Annotated in this window: 19 protein-coding genes; 11 read left to right on the top strand and 8 right to left on the bottom strand. The window is 65.3% G+C overall.

Annotation, left to right across the window (positions count from 1 at the left end; genetic code table 11):
- On the top strand, window positions 1-975 hold a 975-nt coding region (gene iscB / locus FHR94_RS04715; RefSeq protein ID WP_183324460.1), incomplete at its 5' end, for an RNA-guided endonuclease IscB.
- A gap of 120 nt (window positions 976-1,095) precedes the next feature.
- Here the strand turns inward: iscB and FHR94_RS04710 are convergent.
- Complete coding sequence (locus FHR94_RS04710) at window positions 1,096-2,079, bottom strand: EamA family transporter (RefSeq protein WP_183324459.1); 984 nt, start codon at window positions 2,077-2,079, stop codon at window positions 1,096-1,098.
- Between the two features lie 113 nt (window positions 2,080-2,192).
- Window positions 2,193-3,899, bottom strand: a complete 1,707-nt coding sequence (locus FHR94_RS04705; protein WP_183324458.1) for a DEAD/DEAH box helicase — start codon at window positions 3,897-3,899, stop codon at window positions 2,193-2,195.
- Window positions 3,900-4,340: 441 nt separating this feature from the next.
- Here FHR94_RS04705 and FHR94_RS04700 point away from each other — a divergent pair, with 441 nt between their 5' ends.
- Window positions 4,341-4,790 (top strand): YaiI/YqxD family protein, encoded by a 450-nt coding sequence (locus FHR94_RS04700; protein ID WP_183324457.1) that lies wholly within the window; start codon window positions 4,341-4,343, stop codon window positions 4,788-4,790.
- An 88-nt stretch (window positions 4,791-4,878) separates the two neighbouring features.
- On the opposite strand, the gene FHR94_RS04695 is transcribed toward FHR94_RS04700, so the two are convergent.
- Both FHR94_RS04695 and FHR94_RS04690 read right to left on the bottom strand, forming a co-directional pair.
- On the bottom strand, window positions 4,879-5,883 hold the full coding sequence (locus FHR94_RS04695; protein ID WP_183324456.1) for a glutathione S-transferase family protein: 1,005 nt from the start codon (window positions 5,881-5,883) through the stop codon (window positions 4,879-4,881).
- A gap of 81 nt (window positions 5,884-5,964) precedes the next feature.
- Window positions 5,965-6,879: a LysR family transcriptional regulator gene (locus tag FHR94_RS04690; protein ID WP_183324455.1), complete on the bottom strand. Its 915-nt coding sequence runs from the start codon at window positions 6,877-6,879 to the stop codon at window positions 5,965-5,967.
- Between the two features lie 436 nt (window positions 6,880-7,315).
- Here FHR94_RS04690 and FHR94_RS04685 point away from each other — a divergent pair, with 436 nt between their 5' ends.
- A complete protein-coding gene (locus FHR94_RS04685; protein WP_183324454.1) occupies window positions 7,316-9,040 on the top strand; it encodes a peptidoglycan DD-metalloendopeptidase family protein in 1,725 nt (574 codons plus the stop codon).
- Between the two features lie 279 nt (window positions 9,041-9,319).
- On the opposite strand, the gene FHR94_RS04680 is transcribed toward FHR94_RS04685, so the two are convergent.
- The 3 genes from FHR94_RS04680 to FHR94_RS04670 all read right to left on the bottom strand — a co-directional run bounded on the left by FHR94_RS04680 (window position 9,320) and on the right by FHR94_RS04670 (window position 11,922).
- The gene (locus tag FHR94_RS04680) at window positions 9,320-10,255 is read right to left on the bottom strand and encodes a pirin family protein (RefSeq protein ID WP_183324453.1); all 936 of its coding nucleotides are present in this window, start codon (window positions 10,253-10,255) and stop codon (window positions 9,320-9,322) included.
- A 96-nt stretch (window positions 10,256-10,351) separates the two neighbouring features.
- A complete protein-coding gene (gene ycaC, locus FHR94_RS04675) occupies window positions 10,352-10,975 on the bottom strand; it encodes an isochorismate family cysteine hydrolase YcaC (protein ID WP_183324452.1) in 624 nt (207 codons plus the stop codon).
- Window positions 10,976-11,052: 77 nt separating this feature from the next.
- Entirely contained in the window at window positions 11,053-11,922 is an 870-nt protein-coding gene (locus FHR94_RS04670) for a pirin family protein (RefSeq protein ID WP_183324451.1), read from the bottom strand.
- Window positions 11,923-12,044: 122 nt separating this feature from the next.
- Between FHR94_RS04670 and FHR94_RS04665 the strand changes: the two genes are divergently transcribed.
- On the top strand, window positions 12,045-12,995 hold the full coding sequence (locus FHR94_RS04665; RefSeq protein ID WP_183324450.1) for a LysR family transcriptional regulator: 951 nt from the start codon (window positions 12,045-12,047) through the stop codon (window positions 12,993-12,995).
- 88 nt (window positions 12,996-13,083) lie between these two features.
- Complete coding sequence (locus FHR94_RS04660; protein WP_183324449.1) at window positions 13,084-14,931, top strand: ABC transporter ATP-binding protein; 1,848 nt, start codon at window positions 13,084-13,086, stop codon at window positions 14,929-14,931.
- A gap of 33 nt (window positions 14,932-14,964) precedes the next feature.
- On the opposite strand, the gene FHR94_RS04655 is transcribed toward FHR94_RS04660, so the two are convergent.
- Complete coding sequence (locus tag FHR94_RS04655; protein ID WP_183324448.1) at window positions 14,965-16,614, bottom strand: L,D-transpeptidase family protein; 1,650 nt, start codon at window positions 16,612-16,614, stop codon at window positions 14,965-14,967.
- Window positions 16,615-16,758: 144 nt separating this feature from the next.
- Here FHR94_RS04655 and FHR94_RS04650 point away from each other — a divergent pair, with 144 nt between their 5' ends.
- From FHR94_RS04650 to FHR94_RS04625, 6 genes are all read left to right on the top strand, one after another.
- A complete protein-coding gene (locus FHR94_RS04650) occupies window positions 16,759-17,499 on the top strand; it encodes a murein L,D-transpeptidase catalytic domain family protein (protein WP_183324447.1) in 741 nt (246 codons plus the stop codon).
- Window positions 17,500-17,795: 296 nt separating this feature from the next.
- Window positions 17,796-19,148, top strand: a complete 1,353-nt coding sequence (locus FHR94_RS04645) for an MFS transporter (RefSeq protein ID WP_183324446.1) — start codon at window positions 17,796-17,798, stop codon at window positions 19,146-19,148.
- An 854-nt stretch (window positions 19,149-20,002) separates the two neighbouring features.
- Window positions 20,003-21,184, top strand: a complete 1,182-nt coding sequence (locus FHR94_RS04640; RefSeq protein WP_183324445.1) for a hypothetical protein — start codon at window positions 20,003-20,005, stop codon at window positions 21,182-21,184.
- A gap of 106 nt (window positions 21,185-21,290) precedes the next feature.
- Window positions 21,291-21,719, top strand: a complete 429-nt coding sequence (locus FHR94_RS04635) for a hypothetical protein (RefSeq protein WP_183324444.1) — start codon at window positions 21,291-21,293, stop codon at window positions 21,717-21,719.
- A 50-nt stretch (window positions 21,720-21,769) separates the two neighbouring features.
- Window positions 21,770-22,474, top strand: coding sequence for a C39 family peptidase (locus tag FHR94_RS04630; RefSeq protein WP_183324443.1), 705 nt, complete (start codon window positions 21,770-21,772; stop codon window positions 22,472-22,474).
- A 15-nt stretch (window positions 22,475-22,489) separates the two neighbouring features.
- Entirely contained in the window at window positions 22,490-23,191 is a 702-nt protein-coding gene (locus tag FHR94_RS04625) for a hypothetical protein (RefSeq protein ID WP_183324442.1), read from the top strand.
- Window positions 23,192-23,292: the final 101 nt, after the last annotated feature.

Here is a 23,292-nt window from a genome sequence, read left to right as displayed (position 1 = left end):
CAGCACCGCGTCGATACCGTCATGGCCTGGGTCACGCGGCTGCGCCGCCTGGCCCCGATCACCGCCATCAGCCAGGAGCTGGTGCGCTTCGACACTCAGAAGCTGGAGAACCCGGAGATCAGCAGCGTCGAGTATCAGCAAGGCACCCTGCTCGGCTACGAGCTGCGCGAGTACCTGCTGGAGAAATGGGACCGTGAGTGCGCCTACTGCGGCGCCCAGAACACCCCGCTGGAAGTGGAGCATGTGGTGCCGCGCTCGCGTGGCGGCAGCCACCGGATCAGCAACCTCACCGTTGCCTGTCATGACTGCAACCAGGCCAAGGACAACCGGCCTCTTGCCGACTTCTTTGCCACCGACAGGGGGCTGAGGAAGCGCCTGAAAACCAATGGCTTGTCGGCCAAGACGCGACGTGATCGCGTGGAACGTCAGCTCAAGCGCCCACTGCGTGATGCCAGCGTCGTCAACGCCACCCGCTGGGCGCTGCTCCAGGCGCTCAAGGCCACCGGCCTGCCAGTCACTGTGGGCAGCGGTGGGCTGACCAAGTACCACCGTCAGCGACTCGGCATCGCCAAGACGCACGCCCTGGATGCCGCGTGTGTCGGGCCGCTGGACGCCCTGCACCGCTGGGAAGTGCCGACACTGATCATCAAAGCCATGGGGCGGGGCAGCTACCAGCGCACGCGCTTGACCCGGCACGGCTTCCCTCGCGGCTACTTGATGCGCCGGAAGCAGGTACGAGGTTTCCAGACCGGCGATAGGGTCAAGGCCATTGTCCCCAGCGGCAAGAAAGCCGGCGTGCATGTCGGCCGTGTCGCGATCCGCCAGACCGGCCGTTTCAATATCCAGACCCTGCACGGCGTTGTGCAGGGGATCTCGTATCGCCACTGCACCCTGATTCAGCGCGGTGATGGCTACGGCTACCACCAGACACCCACTCTCAACTCAAAACGAGGAGCGGGACGGGCGGTGGCGTAGGTCGCCCTGCGGGCGACTCGCTATCCCTCCCGGCACTAAAAGTACCGGGTATCCCGCGAAAAATCTGATGAACGAGCCGACTTCCACGCCATGGTCAGCGACGCCGCACCCTGGCTGCCTTCAGTGCCGCTCGCCCACCGGCGGCGCGGGTTCGCCACGCTCGAGGCTTCGCTCGGCGGCGGCATCGTGCAGACGCCGGGCGTCCGGGGCACCCTCGGCGGCCTTGCGGCGCTGGCGGCTCAGGTCGCGCAGGCTGCTAATCAGCATAGCGGCGACGATCAGGCCGCCGCCCACGAAGGCCAGTGGCGCCGGCACCTCGCCGACCCACCACCACACCAGCAGGGTGCCGACCAGGGTCTCGACCAGCATCACCAGGCTGACCTCGGCGCCGGGCAGGTAGCGGGCGCCGGTCTGGATCAGGAAGTAGGCCAGCGGCAGGAACAGCCCCATCAGCGCCAGGCGCTGCATGTCCTCGCTGCCGGGGAGCTGGGCGCCGCCCATCAAGGCGGCGGGCAGCAGCATCGCCAGACAGCCCAGCGGCAGCACCACGGTGGTGTCGAGGCCCCGCTGGCCGCTGCCGCGCTGGGCGCTGGCCACCGTGGTGTTCACCGCGATGGAGACCGGGATGATCAGCGCCACCGCCAGGCCCAGCAGGCTGCCCTGCCCCACCTCACCGAGGGCCATCAGGCTCGCCCCGGTGATGCACACTCCGATCACCATCCAGGTCTGACGGCGCAGCCGCTGACCGAACAGCAACATGCCGATCAGCCCCGCGACCAGCGGCGCCAGGTTGAGCATCACCAGCACGTTGCCCGCCGAGGTGAGCCGGTTGGCACCGACGAAGGCCCAGGCGCTGGCGGCGAAGGCTAGTGGACACCAGATGGCTGCCGGGCCGCAGGCGCGCACGGCCGGCAACAACCGCTCACGGTAGCGAGCCGCGGCGATCAGCAACAGCACCAGGCCGAGCAGCAGGCCACGCCAGAACATGAAGGTAGCCACGTCCACCGTGGTGTCCTTGACCAGCAGCGCATCCGGCGACAGCAGCAGCACGCCGGTCATGGTGATTAAATAGCCGCGTAGACGAAACGGCAGCCGCTTCCACACGATCACTTCCTCCTTGTGCGAGTCATTCAGGGCTCCCGAACGACGACAGGCCGGAGCAAGCTCCGACCTGTCAGGGTGAGTCAGGCGCCGCCCAATGGGCGGCCCCTATGGCTTCAGGCGCGTTCGCGGCGGCGAATCGGTGCCTCGCCATCGTCACGCCGGCGGCGCGGGGCGCGCTCGAGCCCCTGGTCCTCGCTGATCTCCAGCGGGCGACCGGCGACCCGGGCACGGGCCATCTTAGCCAGGATGCTGGCCGGCAGGCTGCTCGGCAGTTCGACCACCGAGAAGGCGTTACGGATGTCGATGCGACCGATACGGGCGCCCTCGATGCCGCCCTCGTTGGCGAGTGCACCGACCAACTGGCCCGGCTTGACGCCATCCTTGTGGCCGACGGCGACGCGATAACGCGTCATGCCCTCGCTGGGACCACGGTCGCGGGGACCGCCCTCGCGGCGCGTCGGCTTACCGTCACGCGGGGCACGCTCCTTGCGTGGCGCCTGCAGGCGGCCGATGGGCGCCTCGTCGGCGCGGGCCATGGCGGAGAAGGCGCAGGCCAGCTCGATCGGGTCATGCCCCTCTTCGACCAGACGCTCCACCAGGGCACGCTGCTCCTCGGCGCCCTTGGTCAAGGCGGCGATGACGCGCTGGTGGAAGTGCTCGTCACGGTGGGCACGGATGGCCGCCTCGTCGGGCACGGCCATCTCGCTGAGCTTCTGGCCGGTGGCCTGCTCGATCCAGCCCACCTTGCGGCCCTCGCGGAAGCCGACGAAGGTGATCGCCACGCCCGTGCGGCCGGCACGCCCGGTGCGCCCGATGCGGTGCGTGTAGGCCTCGCTGTCCTGGGGCAGGTCGTAGTTGATGACGTGGGTGACGCGCGGCACATCCAGGCCACGGGCGGCCACGTCGGTGGCGATCAGCACGTCGACCTTGCCCCGCTTGAGGCGCGTGATGGTGCGCTCGCGTAGGCTCTGATCCAGGTCGCCGGAGAGGCTGGCGACGTTGACGCCACGCGCCGTGAGCTGCTCCATCAGGGTGGTGCAGGCCGCCCGGGTGCGCACGAAGACGATGGCCCCGTCCACCGGCTCGACCTCGAGGATGCGCGACAGCGCTTCCAGCTTGGCCCCGCCGTCGACGCGCACCAGGCGCTGCTCGATGTTCTCACCGGTGGTGGTACGGGACTCGATGGCCACCTTCACCGGGTCGACCAGGTAGCGGTTGACGATTCGCTCGATCTCGCTGGGCAGGGTCGCGGAGAAGAACACCCGCTGGGCGTTCTGGGGGGTGTCGGCGACCACGCGCTTGACGTCGTCGATGAAGCCCATGCGCAGCATCTCGTCGGCCTCGTCGAGCACCAGGGCACAGAGCCCATCGAGCTTCAGGCTGCCGCGATCCAGGTGATCGATGACCCGGCCGGGGGTGCCCACCACCACCTGGGCCCCGCGCTTCAGCGCGGACAGCTGCTCGCGGTACTCCTGGCCACCGCACAGGGTCGCCACTTCCAGGCCTTGGAGATTCTGGCCGTACTTGGAGAACGACACGGCCACCTGCTGAGCGAGCTCGCGGGTCGGGGCCAGCACCAGCACCTGGGGCTCACGGCGGGAGAGCTCCAGGCGAGAGAGCAGCGGCAGGGCGAAGGCGGCGGTCTTGCCGGTGCCGGTCTGGGCCTGGCCCAGCATGTCGCGGCCTTCCAGCAGGGCCGGAATGGTCTGCGCCTGGATCGGCGACGGGGTCTCGTAGCCGAGGGTCTCGACGGCAGAGAGAACGTCAGGCAGCAGGGCCAGATCGCCGAAGCTCGGCGAGGCGACAGAAGTCGAGGTCATGAATCACACCTTGGTAGGCCGGCAGCGCCGGCAGAAATTCGTTGGCGTCCCTGACACGGTCAACACGGTCAGGCACCCTGCCCGAAGGCAGGTCTCACTAGCGGAGTCGGGGACGCCGGTCGCACCTGGCATTTGGCCCGGGCCATCGAGGATGGCCGCATGGGCCGCTGTGGCGACCGTCTGCGCCGATCTCGCCCGGGTGGCGGGATCTCGGTGGCGCTCCATCTACACAATTCGAACGCGTCGGGCCCAGTTCATTGTCACTGTGCCTGGCGTTTCGGCGCCCACCTAGAGGCTCTAAAGCCGTAAGCAAGGTGGCGTCGTCATGATGGTGGGGTCAACACATGCGAGGAGCGCGCATGCTACCATCGTGGGTTTGACCTGGCCAGCCTTTTCGCCGCCGCCGCTTTTCTAATCCTCTGTAAGGACAGGAGCCCTGCTATGCCAAGCCTGTGGGTCGACGCCGACGCCTGCCCCAAGGTGGCCCGCGAGATCATCGTACGCGCCGCCGAGCGTACCGCCACCCCGACCACCTTCGTGGCCAACCACCAAGTGCCGCTGCCGCCCTCGAAGTGGGTGAAGGGGCTCGCGGTGAGTCACGGCTTCGACGCCGCCGACGACGAGATCGTCACCCGCCTTCGGGACGGCGACCTGCTGATCACCTCGGACCTGCCGCTGGCGATGACGGCCATCGAGCGGGGGGCGGCGGTGATGACCACACGCGGTGAGGCTCTGGACGCCAACAATATCCGCGCCCGAGTGCAGATGCGGGACTTCATGGAGACCCTACGCTCCAGCGGCGAGCATACCGGCGGGCCCAAGGGCTATTCGGATACGGATCGCCGCGAGTTCGCCAACGCGCTGGATCGCTGGCTGGCGAAGAATGCTTGATACGGGCTTCGGGCTTCGGGCTTCGGGCTTCGGGCTTCGTAGACAGCCTATCTGGTTGCTCGTAGCTCGCAGCGCGTAACTCGCAGCTTCATGTCTTCTCCCGAACGCCCTGCCCCGGCAGCCGCTCGCGGTCGTGGGGCCGGTTGAGGTCGAGCACGGGCCCGTAGGGCACGATGCGGGTCGGGTTGAGGTGGTCGTGGCTGTAGTAGTAGTGGCGCTTGATATGGTCGAAATCGACCGTTTCCCGGACGCCCGGCCACTGGTAAATCTCACGCAGGTAGTTCGAGAGGTGGGGGTAGTCCTCGATACGCCGCAGGTTGCACTTGAAGTGGCCGTGATAAACGGCATCGAAGCGCACCAGGGTAGTGAACAGGCGGATGTCGGCCTCGGTCAGCCACTCGCCGGCCAGGTAGCGCTGTTCGGCGAGTCGCGCCTCCATGCGGTCCAGCGCCTCGAACAGCGCCCGCACGTGCTTCTCGTAGACCCGCTGCTCGGTAGCAAATCCCGACTTGTAGACGCCATTGTTGATATGGTCGTAGACATCGGCATTGACGGCATCGATGGTCGCGCGCAGGTCCTCAGGATAGAAATCGAGGCGGTTGCCGGTTAGTTCATCGAAGGCGCCATTGAGCATCCGCAGCAGTTCCGCCGACTCATTGTTGACGATGCGACCCTCGTGCTTGTCCCACAGCGCCGGCACCGTGACCCGCCCCGTGTAGTCCGGGTCGGTCAGGGTATAGAGCTGGTGGTGGAAGTCGACGCCATTGACCGGGTCGCCGCTGGCGCCCTCTTCCCGGTTATAGGTCCAGCCCTTGTCGAGCATCAGCGGGCTGACATACGACAGCCCGATCAGCGCATCGAGCCCCTTGAGCCGGCGCATGATCATCACCCGATGCGCCCAGGGACAGGCCAGGGAGACATACAGGTGGTAGCGCCCTGCCTCGGCCGGCACCCCGCGCTGGCCGTCGGGTCCCGCGCTGCCATCGGCGGTGACCCAGTCACGCAGCTTGGCGGATTCGCGGACGAACTCGCCATCGTACTTTTCGGTGTCGTACCATTGGTCATGCCAGACACCATCGATTAACAGCCCCATGTCAGGCCTCCTCGCTAAAGATCAGGTCAGCGCCAGGATAAAGCCTAGTGCCTGCGGCTCAAGCGCACATTTTGGGTCGATTCATTCGGTTTTTTCGCAAGCGGCCTCTCGGCAAGTGTCACCGACGGCCCGCTTGAGGGCCTCGGCCATGGCGTGTGTGGCGGGGCCGGCACGGTCGCGATCCCGGTAGATCAGCTGTACAGGATACTCACGGCTCGCCCCGGCGACCAGCGGCAGCGGCGCGAGACGCCCCCCCGCCCGGGCCTCGCGGATGCGGGTCTCGGGCATCCAGGCGAAGCCCAGGCCACGTTCGAGCATGTCGATGGAGGTCTCCAGATGGCTCACGGTCCAGCGCTGTTCGGCCTTGAGCCAACCGGCATCCATGGACTGTCGCAGGGCCGAATCCCGCACCACCAGCTGGCGATGCTGCGCCAGGTCGCGCAGGTCCAACTCGCGCGCGAGCCCGTGCAGCGGATGGTCCGGATGCGCCACGGCGATGAAATGCACCGTGACCAACGGCTCGCCCAAAAAGCCCTGGGCCGCGATCCCCGAGACCACCAGGTCGGCGCGACCGTCGTAGAGCATCTCGACCCCGCCGTTGAGCACCGTTTCGTGGAGTTGGACCCGCACATGGGGATAGGCCGCCGAGAAGGCCTCCAGGGCGCTGGCCAGGGCATTGGAAGGGAAGATCTGGTCGATCGCCAGGACTACCTCGGCCTCTAGGCCCTCGGCCAGGCGTTCGGCCACGTCCTCCAGGGTCTCGGCACTCTCGAGCAGCTGCCGGGCCCGACGCAGCAGCAGCTTGCCGGCCTCGGTGAGCCGCACCTGCCGCCCGACCGGCTCGAGCACCGCCACCCCCAACTGCTGCTCCAGCTTGTGCACGGCATGGTTGAGGGTGGAAGGGCTCTTGTGGATCGCCTCGGCGGCCCGGGCGAAGCCACCATGGTCGACCACCGCGGCGAGCATCTGCCACTGGGCCAGGGTCACGCGAGACATTTCGATTTCCTCGTATATAAACACCAAATCAATGCGCTTAATTTTCGAAAAAATCAGCCCAAAACGCCAATGGAACCTTCAAGAATGGAGGTTTCCCCTGGCTTCTTGCCATCATCCCCACCGCAGCATCCCGCCCCTGATCTACGTGAACCACGGCGGCCTGCCCCATTAAAGGGTCACCATGACGGGACCCTGACCGGGTAGCCCGCTTCTCGCCGGCCCACCCCCGGGTTGCAATCGTACGCTTCCCGGTGGTCAAATGGTGAGTTAAGGAACAGCGTTTTTGCGTGCTGGCACGGCTTCGAACAGGACTTCGGAGGACGGGCCGGTGCTTTTCTGTATGGCCATACAGCATGGTCAGCCCATACGCCATGGGTTATGGTCTCGGCGTCGTGACATTTTTTCCTTATTCACCTTTTGTTACAGGCCGTTACCCATGATGCGAATTCTCCATTCGCTGCCGCGCACGCACAAGTTGCTGCTGTTACCCATCGCTACCATGGTCACCGTGCTGGGCACCGAGCGAATCGTCACCACCTACCAGGATGTCCAGCGCGAGAGCCAGCCGCTCGACACCGTCCTCATTCCCCTCGACACCAATGCCCGACCGGGCCTGCCCTCCCTGGAGGAAGCCCGCACGCCGGTCAGCGATGCCATCGCGATCGCGTCCCGGGCGCTGGATGCGACCCGTGAGCATGTCCCCCTATCAGAGCTGACCGCCTCGGAAGTCGTCGACGTCGACTTCATCGGCCAGGCCAGGGCCGACGACAAGGCGCCACCCCTCACCCTCGCTCACCCAGCACCGAGCGTTGCCGCTTCCTCGCCCCAGCCGTCGGACACCGTCGCCCCCCGGCTCGACGAGGGCGTCCGCCACATCGCCGTGGTGGTCGGCACTCTCGCCAGCGGCATGCTGGACCACGACGCTGGCCTGGTCGCCGACGCCACCTCCTACAGTGACGTCTCGGAGGATGAACTCGAGCTGTTCGACGACGGCCCCATCATCCTGGAGGAGGAGATCGCCGCCAGCGAACCCTTCGTGCCGCAGTGGGAGACCTACACCGTCAAGCCGGGCGACACCTTCGCCGTGATGGCCCAGGAGCACCTCGGCATGGGCTACCGCGAGGTGATGGCGCTGCTCGAGACGCTGCCCGAGCCCCGCCTGCTGACCCACTGGCGGGTGGGTAGCCACTTCGAGTACCAGCTCGACGAACAGGGCGAGGTACTGGCCCTGCGCATGATGCAGAACGTGCGTGATGGCTACCTGGTCGAGCGTGCCGATGACGGCTTCGAGGTGGCCACCATCGAGCGCGCCGGCGAGGCCACCCAGCGCCTCTATGCCGGTACGGTCAACGGCAGTTTCGCCCGCTCGGCCCAGGCCACCGGCCTGACCACCCGCGAAGTGAGCGAACTCTCTCGGGTGCTGGAGAAGAAGCTCGACTTTCGCCGCGACACCCGTCGCGGCGACCGTTTCCAGGTGCTGGTCGAATCCGACATCATCGACGGCAAGAGCCTCTCGCCCCGGGTACTGGCCGTGCGCTACGAGGGCGAACGCATGAACCTCACCGTGGTGCGCCACGACGAGGATAACCGTTTCTATACGCCGCAGGGCGAGAGCCTTGACCCGGCCTTCGACCGCTTCCCCTTCGACGGCCATTATCGCCTGAGCTCGCACTTCAATCCCAAGCGCCTTCACCCCGTGACCGGCCGCATCAGCCCCCACAAGGGCACCGACTTCGCCATGCCCATCGGCACCGCGGTCGATGCCCCGGCCAACGGGCGCGTGGAGAAGGTCGGCCACCACCCGGCGGCGGGTCGCTACATCGTGATCCGCCATGACAATGGCTACAAGACGCGCTACCTGCACCTCTCCAAGCCCCTGGTGAAGCGGGGCGATCGGGTGGCCATGGGCGACAAGATCGCCCTGTCCGGCAACACCGGGCGCAGCACCGGCCCCCATCTGCACTACGAGGTCCTGGTCAACAACCGTCAGGTCAACGCCATGAAGGTCGAGTTGCCGGAAAGCCAGAGCCTCAAAGGCGATGCACTGCTGGCGTTCCAGCAGGCGGCCGAGCCCATGCTGGCCGCCCTGGACAGCGGCACCACGGGCACCGTGGTGGCCAGCACCGGCCAGCCACCCTCGGAAGAGGACAGCGACGGCTGACGTGCCTCCTAATTGTCCCCCCGTTGCCGATGCCATGCCCCGCCTTGTGCGGGGCATGGCCGTTTGCAGCCCTCTCCACGCCCCGGCGGGCAGCACAAGCGATAACCTCACGCCACGCGGATGTCGTCGGACGAGCGCCAACGATCGGCCTGGGCTTTGGAGGCGAAGCGCACCACAATCTCGTAGTCCTGGCCGCCCTCATGGGGCCTTAGGATATGCACGCCTTGGTGGCCGGCAGAACAGTACGGGGCATGCCGCGCATTTTGGTCATGACGATACCTACCAGGGCAGCGGCGGCGGGGTCAGGGGGTCCCCCTCGTAGTCGGGGATGCTCCCGAAGCGTTCGCTGCCGGCCTCCCAGTCGCGCTGGGCCTCGGCGATCTCGGCCTTGCTGTGGCCGACGAAGTTCCACCAGATGAGGATCTCCTCGTCCAGGGGTTCGCCGCCGACCAGGATGGCCCGGCCGCCTTCGGGCAGGCTCAGGGTGACGCGCTCGCGCCCGCGGCCCAGGTAGGCCAACTCGTTGGACGGGAAGGTGTCGCCCTCGATGCCCAACTCGCCCTCCAGGGGCAGCACACCGTACTCGAAGTCCTCACGCAGCGAAAGCTCGATGGTACTCCCCTCCCGGCTGTCCAGATCCAGGCCCACCAGCGCCGAGAAGGCCAGGGTCGGGGCCCGCCGGCCGGCGAACTCGCCGGTGAGCAGGGTGAAGGCCACCCCCTCCTCTTCCCAGCCCGGCAGGTTGGGGTAGTGATCGAAGCGCGGATCGGTGCGTCGGTCCGCCTCCGGCAGGGCGATCCACAGCTGGGCGGCATGCAGCTGGGTCTCGCCGGGCACCGATTCTTCGGTATGGCTGATGCCGCGGCCGGCGGTCATCAGATTGACCTGGCCGGGACGGATCACCTGCTCATTGCCCAGGCTGTCGCGGTGCAACACCTCACCCTCGATCATCCAGGTGAAGGTCTGCAGTCCGATGTGAGGGTGGGGGCCGACGCGCAGGCCGCGAGAGTCGCCCTTGAAGACGCTCGGCCCGGCATGATCGAGAAAGCACCAGGCGCCCACCAGGCGACGATGGCGCGAGGGCAGCACCCGGTTGACGGGGATCCCGCCGACATCGGCGGTGCGCGGGGGAACATGCTGGACCTGGCGCTTGCCGTCGACGATCGGGCACTCGAGGGACGAAGCCAGTTCACGATCCTGGATGAGGGTGCTCATGGCGGCACTCCTTGAGAAGGGATGGATCCCGGGGCGCGACCTTAGGAGGACAACCTAGAGCATAGGCCACCCCACTCGGGGCCGCGCCGACCGGGCTTAGTCCTGGCTCTGCTGGGCGTAGCTCTGCATCAGGTTGGCGTAGGCCGGGAGGTGACCGGCCAGCAGGCCGCCGAAGCCTTCGATGTCGTTGCGCCAGTCACGATGCAACTCGCAGCCGACGCCGAACCAGGTCATCAGCTGGGCACCGGCCTGAGACATGCGATCCCAGGCGGCGTCCCGGGTGGTCTGGTTGAAGGTGCCGGAGGCGTCGGTGACCACGAAGACCTCAAAGCCTTCTTCCAGGGCGGAGAGCACCGGGAAGGCCACGCAGACCTCGGTGACCACGCCGGCGATCAACAGCTGCTTCTTGCCGGTGGCCTTGACCGCGTCGACGAAGTCCTCATTGTCCCAGGCGTTGATCTGGCCCGGACGGGCGAAGTAGGGCGCCTGGGGAAACGCCTCCTTGAGCTCCGGCACCATGGGGCCGTTGGGGCCGGTCTCGAAGCTGGTGGTGAGGATGGTAGGAATATCGAAAAACTTGGCGATATCCGCCAGCGCCAGCACGTTGTTCTTGAACTCGTCCGGGCCATAGTCGCGCACCAGGGACAGCAGGCCGGCCTGATGGTCGACCATCAGCAGGGCCACGTCATCCTTGTTCAGGCGGTGGTAGGTGAAGGACATGATCGCTCTCCTATTGCATCAGGGAACACCCCCGGCGGGTCTGCCGCCGGGGAACGAACGCCAGCGGATTCCTCCCACTAGGCGTTCAAGGCGCCGTACTTCCCGCGTTGGAAGTCGGCGAAGGCTTGGTGGATCTCCTCCACGCTGTTCATCACGAAGGGCCCGTGGCCGACCACCGGCTCGTCGATGGGCTCGCCGCTGAGCAGCAGCAGCTTGGCGTCGTTGTTGGCCTCGAGGTGCACTTCCTCGCCACGACGCTCGAAGCTCACCACGGCCTCATCGCGCACGATGGTCTCGCCATTGACTTGGACGGTGCCCTCCAGGACCACCAGCAGGGTGTTGTGGCCCTCCGGCACCGGCAAGGTGGCATGCCGGCCCGCGGTCAGCCGCAGGTCCCACATGTTGATCGGCGTGAAGGTACTGGCCGGCCCCTCATGACCAAGATAGTTGCCCGCCACCACGCGTACCCGGCCGGCCTCGTCGTCCAGCGCCACGCTCGGAATGTCGGCATCGAGCAGCGTCTGGTAGGCTGCCGGAGTATCCTTGTCCCGAGCCGGCAGGTTGACCCAGAGCTGCACCATCTCCAGCTTGCCACCCTGCTCGGTGAACGCCCGGGAGTGGAACTCCTCGTGGATGATGCCGGCCCCAGCGGTCATCCACTGCACGTCCCCCTCGCCGATCTTTCCGCCGCTGCCGGTGGAATCGCGGTGCTCGAGCTCCCCTTCGTAGACCAGGGTCACCGTTTCGAAGCCCCGGTGGGGATGCTGCCCCACGCCGCGAGGCCGCTTGGCCGGCTTGAAGGTGTAGGGGCCGGCGTGGTCCAGCATCAGGAAGGGGCTGAGGTGCTCGGCGCCCATGCGGTCATAGGTGAACAGGGAACGCACGGGGAAGCCGTCACCGACCCAGTGGCCGTGAGGGGCGCCGTATACGGCTTGGATCTTCTTCATCGTCGGGCTCCGGAGTGTGGTGCGGAGGCACATGGCCTCGATGACAAGAAGCCTATTAAATGAACGACGAACCCACTAGACGGCACATTCGGCACGGACCGTTGCAATAATAGGACGATCGAATGCAGGACCTCAACGACCTCTATTACTTCGTGCAGGTAGTGGATCACGGGGGGTTCGCGCCGGCCGGCCGCGCCCTGGGGATCCCCAAGTCGAAGCTGAGCCGGCGCATCGCCCAGCTGGAGGAGCGCCTGGAGACACGGCTGGTCAATCGCTCGACGCGCCACTTCTCGGTGACCGAGATCGGCCAGGCCTTCTATCGGCATTGCGTGGCGATGCTGGTGGAGGCGGAGGCGGCGGACGAGCTGATCCAGCGCAATCGCGCCGAGCCCCGGGGCGTGGTGCGGCTGAGCTGCTCGCCGAGCGTGCTGCATTACCTGATCACCCCCCTGCTGGTCCGCTTCATGGCGAAGTACCCCAAGGTCGATGTCCAGGTGGAAGCCACCAGCCGCCGGGTGGACGTGGTCAAGGAAGGCTTCGACATGGCGATCCGCATCCGCTTTCCGCCCCTGGAGGACAGCGACCTAACCATGAAGGTCCTGTCGCGCAGTCCCCAGCGACTGGTGGCGGCCCCCGGCTTGTTCGAGGACCATCCACGGCCCCGCGCGCCCGCCGACCTGTGCCGGCTCCCCAGCCTGGATTTCGACCAGCCCGACAAGCAGCATCGCTGGGACCTGGTCGGCCCGGACGGGGTCACCGCCCGGATCGCGCATCGACCGCGCCTGGTCACGGACAGCGCCGAGACCCTGCACGAGGCCGCCCTGGCGGGGATGGGCGTGGTCAAGCTAGGCCTGCTGGTGGGCGGCAAGGACCTTCAGGCAGGACGCTTGATCGACGTGCTGCCGGGCTGGGCGCCCCGGGGCGGCATCCTGCATGCCGTCTTCCCGTCCCGGCGCTGCCTGCTGCCCTCGGTCCGGGCCCTGCTGGACTTCCTCGCCGAGGAGATCGCCGAGGAGGACTTCGTCACTGGTGTCGAGTCGGCCATTCAGAAGGCCCACGGCTCACTACGGTGATTCCCAAGGGTGTCGCGAAACGGGCGCTCCAGGAAGCCGCGGTGGAGTCTGATACACTGGACCGGTCATCCCTGAAGGGCCCTTCGGCTTGGCGGCATCCGCTCCCCCGCAATCGTCTCCTCCCCTCACCGGCTTCCTCGGTGTCTTCCGCTACAGCCGCCGGGCCCTGGGCCTGGTGTGGGACACCTCGCGTGGCCTGACCCTGGGACTGGCGGCCTGCACCCTGGTGGCCGGCGTGCTGCCGGCCATCGCCGCCTGGGTCGGCCAGCTGATCGTCGATGCCGTGGTGGCCGCCATGGAACTGCACCGCCAGGGCGATGCCTCGCTCGTCACCCTGGCCACGCCGGTGCTGCAGTACGTGGCGCTGGAGGCCCTGATCATCGCCACCATCCACCTCGCCCGGCGCGGCCTGTCGGCCCAGCAGTCGCTGCTGCGGGCGCTGCTCGGCCAGAAGGTCAACGTGATGATCCTCGAGAAGGCCGGCACCCTCGCGCTTGCCCAGTTCGAGGACGCGGACTTCTACGACAAGCTGACCCGTGCCCGCCGCGAGGCTTCAACCCGTCCCTTGGCGCTGGTCAACAAGACCTTCGGGCTCTTGCAGAATGGCGTCTCGCTGGTCAGCTTCGGCGTGCTGCTGGTGCAGTTCTCACCCTGGGCGATCGCGCTGCTCGTCGCCGGGGCCCTGCCGGTGTTCCTCTCCGAGGCCAAGTTCTCGGGCGATGCGTTCCGGCTGTTCCGCTGGCGCTCGCCGCAGACCCGCATGCAGATGTACCTGGAGACCGTGCTGGCCCGCGAGGACAGCATCAAGGAGGTCAAGCTGTTCGGCCTCGAACCGCTACTGCTCGGGCGCTATCGCGACATCTTCGATACCCTCTACGCGGAGGACCGCCGCCTGACCATTCGCCGCGATACGTGGGGCTTCTTGCTCGGCCTGCTCGGGACCCTGGCCTTCTACGGCGCCTACGGCTGGGTGGTGGTGGACACCGTGGCGGGCCGGCTAACGCTGGGCCAGATGACCATGTACCTAATGGTCTTCAAGCAGGGCCAGGCGGCGCTGTCGGCCAGCCTCACCGCAATCAGCGGCATGTACGAGGACAACCTCTACCTGTCGAACCTCTACGAGTACCTGGAGCAGCCGGTTCCCAGCGAGGCCGGCCGTCTTACCCAAGGCGTGCTTCCCGGCGACGGCATCCGCTTCGAGGAAGTCGCCTTCACCTACCCGGGCAGCGACACGCCGGCACTCGCCAGCATCTCCCTGCACCTGCGCCCCGGGCAGAGCCTGGCCTTGGTGGGCGAGAACGGCTCCGGCAAGACCACCCTGATCAAGCTGCTGACCCGGCTCTACGAGCCCGATGCGGGACGCATCCTGCTCGATGGCAGCGACCTGCGCGACTGGGACATCCAGGCCCTGCGCCGGCGCATCGGGGTGATCTTCCAGGACTTCATGCGCTACCAGCTGAAGGTGGGCGAGAACCTGGGCGCCGGTGACGTGACCGCCTTCGATGACGAGGCACGCTGGCAGGAGGCCGCCCGGCGCGGGCTGGCCGACGACTTCATCACTGCGATGCCATTCGGCTACCACACCCAACTGGGGCGCTGGTTCAAGGGTGGGCAGGAGCTGTCCGGCGGGCAGTGGCAGAAGGTCGCCCTGTCACGGGCCTACATGCGTGAGGAGGCCGACATCCTGGTACTGGACGAGCCCACCGCAGCCATGGACGCCGCCGCCGAGGCCGCCGTGTATGCCGACTTCCGCGAACATGCCCGTGACCGCATGACCCTGCTGATCTCGCATCGCTTCTCCACGGTGCGCGCCGCCGACCAGATCCTGGTGATCGACGGCGGACGCATCCTCGAGCGCGGCGACCACCAGAGCCTGCTGGCCTTGGGCGGCCGCTACGCCCAACTGTTCCGACTGCAGGCCAAGGGCTACCAGTGACGCCGCTGAATTGAATCAAGGGGACCTCACGTCCTAACGCATCACCGGACGGTCCAGGGCGGCGAGCAGGGCGCCGTCGCGGCCGTAGATGTCCGGTCGGAAGCTCGGCAGGCCACTGCCCTCCCCCCAGGCCGTCCAGTATTGCAGAGCCAACGGCACCGTCCGGGCCAGATCGACGTCGCGGGTCCGGCCGCTGGCAATCAGCCCCCGGAGATCGCGTTCCGTGCCGGTATCCTGGAACAGCAGTCCCGCCAGTTCGAGGATGCCCTCCACGCGAATGCAGCCGGAGCTCAGGGCCCGCCGGAGCCGCTGGAAGAGGTGCTGATCGGGGGTGTCGTGGAGATAGACCAGATGATCGTTGGGGAAGCGCAGCACCAGCAGACCCAAGGGGTTCCGCGGACCGGCCCGCTGGCGCAGCATCACGGCCCCGGGACGCCACTCGTCGATGCGCCCCGGATCCAGCCGCCGCCCCTGAGGGCTCAACACCACCATATTATGTGCCGCCAGGTAGCTGGGATCACGACGCACCCGAGGCAACACGTCCTCGCGCAGGATGGTCGGCGGCACCGTCCAGGTGGGATTGAGGGTCAGGTGGGTGATCGACGACTGCAGCACCGGGGTCGATCGGCCGGGCTGACCGACGATGACGCGGGTCTCCCAGACCCTGCCGTTAGGACGCCGGTAGCGCAGCCGCTGGCCGGCGACATCCACTCGCACATGGGGAACGGGCAAACCGCCCGACCACCAGCGTGCCCGCTCCAGGTTGGCACGAAGCGTCGCCAGGCGCTGGGTGGCCGGCACATTGAGTGCCGCCCGGGTCTCGGCCCCAATCACGCCATCGTCGTCGAGCAGGTGCCGGCGCTGGAAGCGGCGCACCGCCTCGACCAGGGGGGCATCGTAGTGATGTGGCGCCGGGGCCTCGAGCGCGATCCCCGAATAGTAGTCCACGTCCGCCACCATCACTTCCAGTTCGCCGATCACGGCCAGGCGCCGGCGCAGCAGGGCCACGTCCTCATGCACGTCACCGGGGTGCAGCGCGGTGTCGCGCACCGGCAGCCGCGGCCAGCCGCCCAGGCGAACGATGTGGCGATAGCGGGTCAGGGCCTGGCGCAGGGCATCATAGTCCTCGGAAGCGGGCCGCGCCATGGCCAGCACCTCGCTCACCTCGCCGGCTTCCAGGGCGCGGGAGATCGCCGTCAGATCCAGCGCGGGTGGCGGCACCGGCATCTCCCAGCCGGGATAGAGGTGCTCGGGGTCCAGCTTGCCCCGCTGCAGGTGGCCAAGCGCCGTCAGCAGCGTCTGGCTGGCCCGCCGGTCGAAGCGTACCCGCGCCTCGGTGCCCGCGGCCTCGTCGAAGGCCGCTCGAGCCTCGTTGCGCAGCAGCTCGGGACGATAGTCCCGGGACGTCAGCCCCTCGCCATCGAGTCGCTGCAACAGCTCCACCAGGGAGGCCACCTTGGCTTCGTCCTGCCAGACCAGCCCCCCGTCGTGTAGGGCATAGAAGCGTGCGAGGCGCTCGCCTTCCCCGCTCAGACGCTCCACCGCGGAGGGCGCCCCAGGCTCGGCCGGCGCCACCGGCGCGTCGGCCGAAGCGACCACCGCCCCCAGCGACAGCAGCAGGGCCACTCCCCACCGGCGTAGCCCTCTTGTCAGGGTTCTTGTCAGAGTATCCGCTGTTTGCATGAGGTGACCTCCCGACGACTGGCTGACAAGAGGGACCGTCATGACCACAATACGGCCCGAGGGGGCGGCCGATACAAGGGACGATGACAGCACTTGCGGCGCCTCGTCATAAAAAACGACAAGCACTCATTCCTGGGACTCGCCATGCTACCGATGCGTTCGTTGCGCCCTTCGACCGGCCCGCTGCTGGCCGTCGCCCTGCTGGTGCAGAGCCTTCCCGCTCTGGGGGGCGACTTCATGACCCGTGCCGCCATGCGCGCGCCGGGGCATTCACTCCCCTCCTCTCCTTCTCCCTCGCTCACCAGCACCTTGACTCACCTGGCCCCCCGGGCCGACCCCGAGGTGCTGCACCTCGCCGCCCGGGCCCTGCGCTGCGCCGACCCCACCGCCCAACGCCTGGCGGTGATCGACTTCTCTCTGCCCTCCACCGAGCGGCGACTGTGGGTCTTCGACCTCCACCGTAAGCGGCTGTTGTTCCGCGAGCTGGTCTCCCACGGCCAGGGCTCCGGCAACGCCCTGGCCAAGCGTTTCTCCAACGTGCCCGATAGCCACCAGTCGAGCCTGGGACTGTTCCGTACCCTGAACAGCTATCAGGGCCGCAACGGCTATTCGCTGCGCCTGGAGGGCCTCGAGCCGGGGGTCAACGACCTGGCCTATCGGCGCGCCATCGTCATCCACGGCGCCGACTACGTCAGTGAGGCCTTCATCGAGCGTACCGGCCGCCTGGGGCGCAGCCACGGCTGCCCGGCCGTGCGCCAGCCGGTGGCTGCCTCGCTGATCGACAGCCTCAAGGAAGGCCAGTACCTCTTCACCTACTACCCCGACCCGAACTGGCTGGCCCACTCTGCCTACTTCTACTGCGACCGCTGGGTGGCCATGCGGTGAGGCACACCTTGGCCCGCAACGTTGGGGCAGCACCATGGCGAAGCATCCCCGATACCACTCTGCACCCTGCTGTCACCTCGATGGTCGAAGGGGGCCTGGCCCCAGGAAGCCAAAAACCACACAATCAACTGAAATTTAAGATAAAAAAATTACTTGGCAATATTATTGCTTGAAAGGGGACAGACAAGTGGCAGGCGTGGACCAGGCTCCCTTGGGAGTACGAGTGCGTCGGACCCGACCTTCAACGGCGAAGGCCCAGGATCGTGTGTTCGAACGTCCCTCGATGAGGTATTCCCATGGAACTGCGCAACAAGGCCAACAGGATACGCCTGTTCACCTTCAACACCCCTCAGATGCGGGCCTTCCACTTCTCGTGGTTCGCCTTCCATATCTGCTTCTTCGGCTGGTTCGGCATCGCCCCGCTGATGGCGGTAGTCCGCGATGACCTCGGCCTGACCAAGACCCAGATCGGCAACACCATCATCGCCTCGGTGGCCATTACCGTGATCGTGCGACTGGCCATCGGCGTGCTGTGTGACAAGATCGGCCCTCGCAAGGCCTATACCTGGCTGCTCTGCCTGGGCTCGCTGCCGGTAATGTGTATCGGCTTTGCCGACAGCTTCGAGTCCTTCTTCCTGGCCCGCCTGGCCATCGGCGCCATCGGCGCGTCCTTCGTGATCACCCAGTATCACACCTCGGTGATGTTCGGCCCTAACGTGGTTGGCACCGCCAATGCGACCTCCGCCGGCTGGGGCAACCTGGGCGGTGGCACCACCCAGATCCTGATGCCGCTGGTGTTCTCCGGCCTGCTGATGCTCGGCGTCAACGAGGCCTTCGGCTGGCGCCTGGCCATGGTGGTCCCCGGCGTGGTGCTATTCCTCACCGGGATTGCCTACTACCTGTTCACCCAGGATGCCCCGGACGGCAACTTCGATGAGCTGCGTGCCCGCGGTGAACTGCCACCGGCCAGCGGCGAGCACGGCATGGGCCAGAGCTTCGCCGCCGCCGCCAAGGACATCCGCGTCTGGGCCCTGTTCGTGGTCTATGCCGCCTGTTTCGGCGTCGAGCTGACCATCAACAACATCGCCGCCATCTATTACTTCGACCACTTCGACCTGACCCTGGCCACCGCCGGGATGATCGCCGGCCTGTTCGGCCTGATGAACCTGTTCGCCCGTACCCTGGGCGGCATCTTCTCCGATCTGTTCGCCAGGAACGGCGGCCTCAAGGGCCGGGTACGCTGGCTGTTTATCGCCATGCTCTGCGAGGGCGTCGCGCTGATGTTCTTCTCGCAGATGCACGTGCTGGCGCTGGCCATCGGCATCATGCTGGTGTTCAGCCTCTTCGTACAGATGGCCGAGGGGGCCACCTTCGGCGTCGTGCCCTTCATCAACAAGAAGGCGCTGGGTGCGGTGGCCGGCATCGTCGGCGCCGGCGGTAACGCCGGGGCGGTCGCCGCCGGCTTCTTGTTCCGCTCGGAGTCGCTGAGCTACCAGCAGGGGCTCTTCTACCTCGGCATCGCCGTGGTGATCGCCTCCCTGTGCGCCCTGGTGGTGCGCTTCTCACCGGAGGTCGAGGCCGAGGAAGCCAAGGCCTACCACGATGCCGTGGGCGAGGATACCGGCGCCGCTGCCCTGACGCTGCGCTGAAGCCTTCCCCCTTGGCGCTGACGATGCCATCGCCCCGCGGGGCGATGGCATCGTGGTGATCCTGACATTGGGGGCGTTGATGCCGCTGAGGGTCATGTCACCGGATGAGGTGCAAGCCGAATGGCGGTAGTATGCCAGAGAAAACAAGGAGTTGGCGGACCTCACGCGGCAACCGCCTAAATAGTTACTTTTTTGATACTTGTTGTAATGCTACTGAGTCACTTCTTGTGATGTCGTTACTGGACTGTTTCTGAAAGGAATGCATGGCACGCCAGGCTTTTTCACCGGTTTTAGTGTTTCACCCCTGAAGCACTAAACCATTTAGTTGCTAATGGCCGCTGGCAATACCTTTATTGTCCTGAACTCGTCTTATTCATAACATCAAAGCCGGGTGAAAATTTATTTTATAAAAATCATACGATTATAACTCACCGATAGGCCATATCTCGCTTCACAAAAGGGTGAAAGCGCACCGCTTGGATAAAAGCATCTTAATGCTTCTATTTTTAATCATTTTTTATAGATCATTAGAATGTTTTGCGATTAAAAACACGCTAAAGCGACCGGCACCTAAGTGTCTGATGAAGAATTTTCGCGCACCCACTCACCATAAGGAATTGATTTATTTATGATCATCTCAGTGCTTTAGCAGAAAGAATTGTAGTAAATACTTATAAATCTTCCGTTTGCAGTCTATTACCTATTGCATCCGAGGAGTTCTCAACTGGCATGGATCATGCTGTATGGGTTGGTGACTGCGAGTAAGCAGCGTCATTCAGGGAACCAGGAGTGAACGTAGGGACGATGGCGCGAGTTCGCAGGCTGCAGCAGACACAACAAATGGAGACATGATCATGAAAAAGTATCTTGTAATAGCGGGTACCCCTCTGCTGGCCATGGTGATGGCCATCTCCACGGCGCACGCGAACCCGAGTGCTACCTTCTCTGATGGAGCCGACCAGGACGTGAATTCCACGGCCACTGCGGTCGGCGGCAGCAGCGGTGGTGGCAACGGTGGTACCGGTACTGGTTTCGGTACCGGAGGCCTCGGCCTTGGCGGTAGTGCCAATGGAGGGGTTAACAACGATGACTCCAACGATGACGAGTCCATCGGGGCCAACGGCGGCACCGGTGGCGCCGGCACCGGTGGCTACGGTACCGGGACCGGTACCGGGGGCAATGGCGGTTCCGTGGGCCGTGGCGGGGATGCCTGGGCCATGAGCGAGTCCTATAACACCTCCACCAGCGTGATCTCGACCCAGGAGATGAACTCCACTGTGGTCGGTGCCGGCATCACCATCATCGGTGGCGCAGGCGCTGGAGGGGCCCAGGGCGGCACGGGTGGCACGGCGGCTGCCGTGAATCTCGGCATCGGCGTCGGCGGTAACGGTGGCAACGGTACCGGCGGTGCCGGTGGCGCGGCCGTGGCTGTCGGCGGTGAAGGGGCCCAAGGCGGCGACGCCACCGGCAGCGGCGTGGGTCTCGGCGATGGACTCGGTGCCGGTGTGGGTGGCGATACCGCCTCCGGCTCCGCTGCGGCCTCCGGTTCCTTGGCCGCGAACATCGCTGCCATTCTCGCCGGTGAGGATATCGATGATGACAACACCGCCGGTGGCACTCAGGATGCCGCGGCTGACTCTGCTGCCACCGCCAGCGCAAGCTCTGGCGACGGAGGGGCTGGAACCGGCACCGGCACCGGTACCGGCACCGGCGAGGGTGCCGCCCTGGCCGGCAACGGCGGCAATGGCGGCAATGCCGATGCCCTGGCCGGTAACGGCGGCAATGGCAACGGCGGCGCCGGCGGCGCCGGCCAAGGCACCACCGGTGACGCCTTCGCCTTCGCCGGTAATGGCGGAGCCGGTGGTAACGGCGGCAATGGCGGCGCTGCCAGCCTGGCTACCGGTGCGGCCAATGTGTCCGTTGGTACAGGAATGTTCGGTGGCATCAACAACATGAACGTGTCCACCGGCCTCTATAACTCCCAGGTGGCTGGTACCAACGTCGCGGCTCACAGCAACGTGAGCATCGGCAACTGATACTGAATGCATGAGGCGCTCGGATGAGCCGGGAGCTGGTGGAGGTGAACTCCACCGGCTCCCTTGATGAACTGTCCCTATGAACCGGATACCGGGAGTCAAGGCCATGAAGGTGTTATCAATCATTTCAACTCCAACAACCTTGCCTCATCCACAGCTGCAGTTGATGGCTCTCGCCTTCTCCCTGGTGCTGATCACCTTCGAGGCATCAAAGAGCCAGGCAGATGATCGCCTTGCGCCTCAAGCAGAAGGCTTCGCCGCGATGGAGAGGATGGACTTGGAGGAGATGGACAAGGCACGGGCCAGGGAGGGTGATGCAATCGTCAATTTCAATACGGTAAAAAGCGTCCAGAACATGAAGGCCTCGGTGGCAGATACTTCCTTCGATATCGGTGGAGATATGGTCTCGGGCAACATCAGCTTCGCTCCCGATGCATTAGGTAACTATAGTGGTACGGGAATCTTCAACGCCGTGACCGGCGGCGGAAACTCCATCAACAATGCCGTGGGGATCAGTGTCTTCATCGCCAACTGAACCTTGACCAGATTCGGCCCCATGATGTTCCAGCCAAGGGAAGACGTGCCATGAAACTGACCAGACAATTCTGCTTTGGCATGGCGTCACTCGTTCTCATTGGGAGCACATTGGTCGCCCATGCTGGCCAGGTGGCCATTGCGAATGATTTCGGCAGCTTTCAGGTCGAGGTCAAGAGCCTACAGGAGAAGGGCTGGGACAGGGTAATCAGGCAACAATACGACTTCAGCTGTGGCTCCGCATCCGTTGCAACCCTGCTGACCTTTCACTACCAGCGTAAAACCACCGAGGCAGAGGTCTTCGAGAGCATGATCCATGCCGGAAAGGCCGAACAGATCCAGCGACATGGTTTTTCCATGCTGGACATGAAGCGTTACCTGGATGCCCAAGGACTCAATGCCGACGGGTTCAGGATCACCCTGGATGACTTCATTAAAATCGGGGTGCCTGCCATTACCATGGTGGATACTGGAGGCTACAAGCATTTCGTCGTCGTCAAGGGCATCGATGCCGATAATATCCTGGTGGGCGATCCCGCGGCAGGCACTCAGGTAGTGCCGAGAGAGCACTTCGAGGCCCTATGGAACGGAACGGTTCTGGGGGCGCGTGAGGAGATCGAGGTTGCCCGTAACCACTTCAACAACGAGAAGGATTGGGCCGTGCGCCCCGACTCACCGCTGGCAAGAGGCGTGAATCGCTCAAGCATCGGGGCCAGCCTGCTGACCCTGCCCGCCAGCAATGAGATGGGCCGGTGATGAGGAGATGTGAAGATGCTATCGCTCGCTAGGATGATGCAAAGGATCGGTGGGGGGTGGTGGATGGGTGCTCTGCTGGTGATGGTGACAGCAGGAACCCAGGCGGCCTCTCCGGCAGCAAACGACGCGTGGGTAAAGGGGCAATGGGCACATGACTCGAACGACCAGGCATCAGCGAGACTCTATACGGAGATTTCGTCACCGTCTGCGACGCGGGATGTCTTCCACCGAGGGGCCGTCATCGCCGAGACCGAGCTCGATCAGATGCGGGCAGGGTTCAATATCGGTGGTCTCGACGTAGATTTCGGGGCCAGGTTGCAGACGATGATCGACAACAGTATCGAGTTGGTATCGGTTGTAAACTTCACGAAAGCGGGAACCGATCTCGTCTCCCAGACCTTCCGTGATCCCTCTAGGTCAGCCAGTCGGATGGGAGCCGGTACCGAACTATCAGTAACCGACATAACCCCCGGTGGTATCGATCTCTCGGGCCTGGCGGACTTTTCCGGGATTGCCTTGAACGACCCCAAGGGCTTCACGGCGGCCCTGCACAATATCACTCGTAACGCCATCGTGAGTGGTGTGGTGAGCAATGCCTCCGGGCGAGATATTCAACAGCGGATCGATATCGACATTCGACTTAACAATATCGGGGCACTGAGAGCTGCCAAGCAGCGCGCTTCTATCATGGATTCTTTTTCAGGTATCCTGCGCTAACAGGTATCAGCCGACTGCCGCCCTCGCAGAAGGCAATTTGATGAAGGCAATGCGACGGCTGCCGATTCGGCAGCCGTCGGGTGTTGTGTCCTTGGCGTAGG

This window comes from Halomonas cerina (assembly GCF_014192215.1).
Lineage (GTDB): Bacteria > Pseudomonadota > Gammaproteobacteria > Pseudomonadales > Halomonadaceae > Halomonas > Halomonas cerina.
The sequence above is the reverse complement of the archived record's forward strand: the minus strand, read 5'-3'. Positions and strand labels throughout refer to the sequence as shown.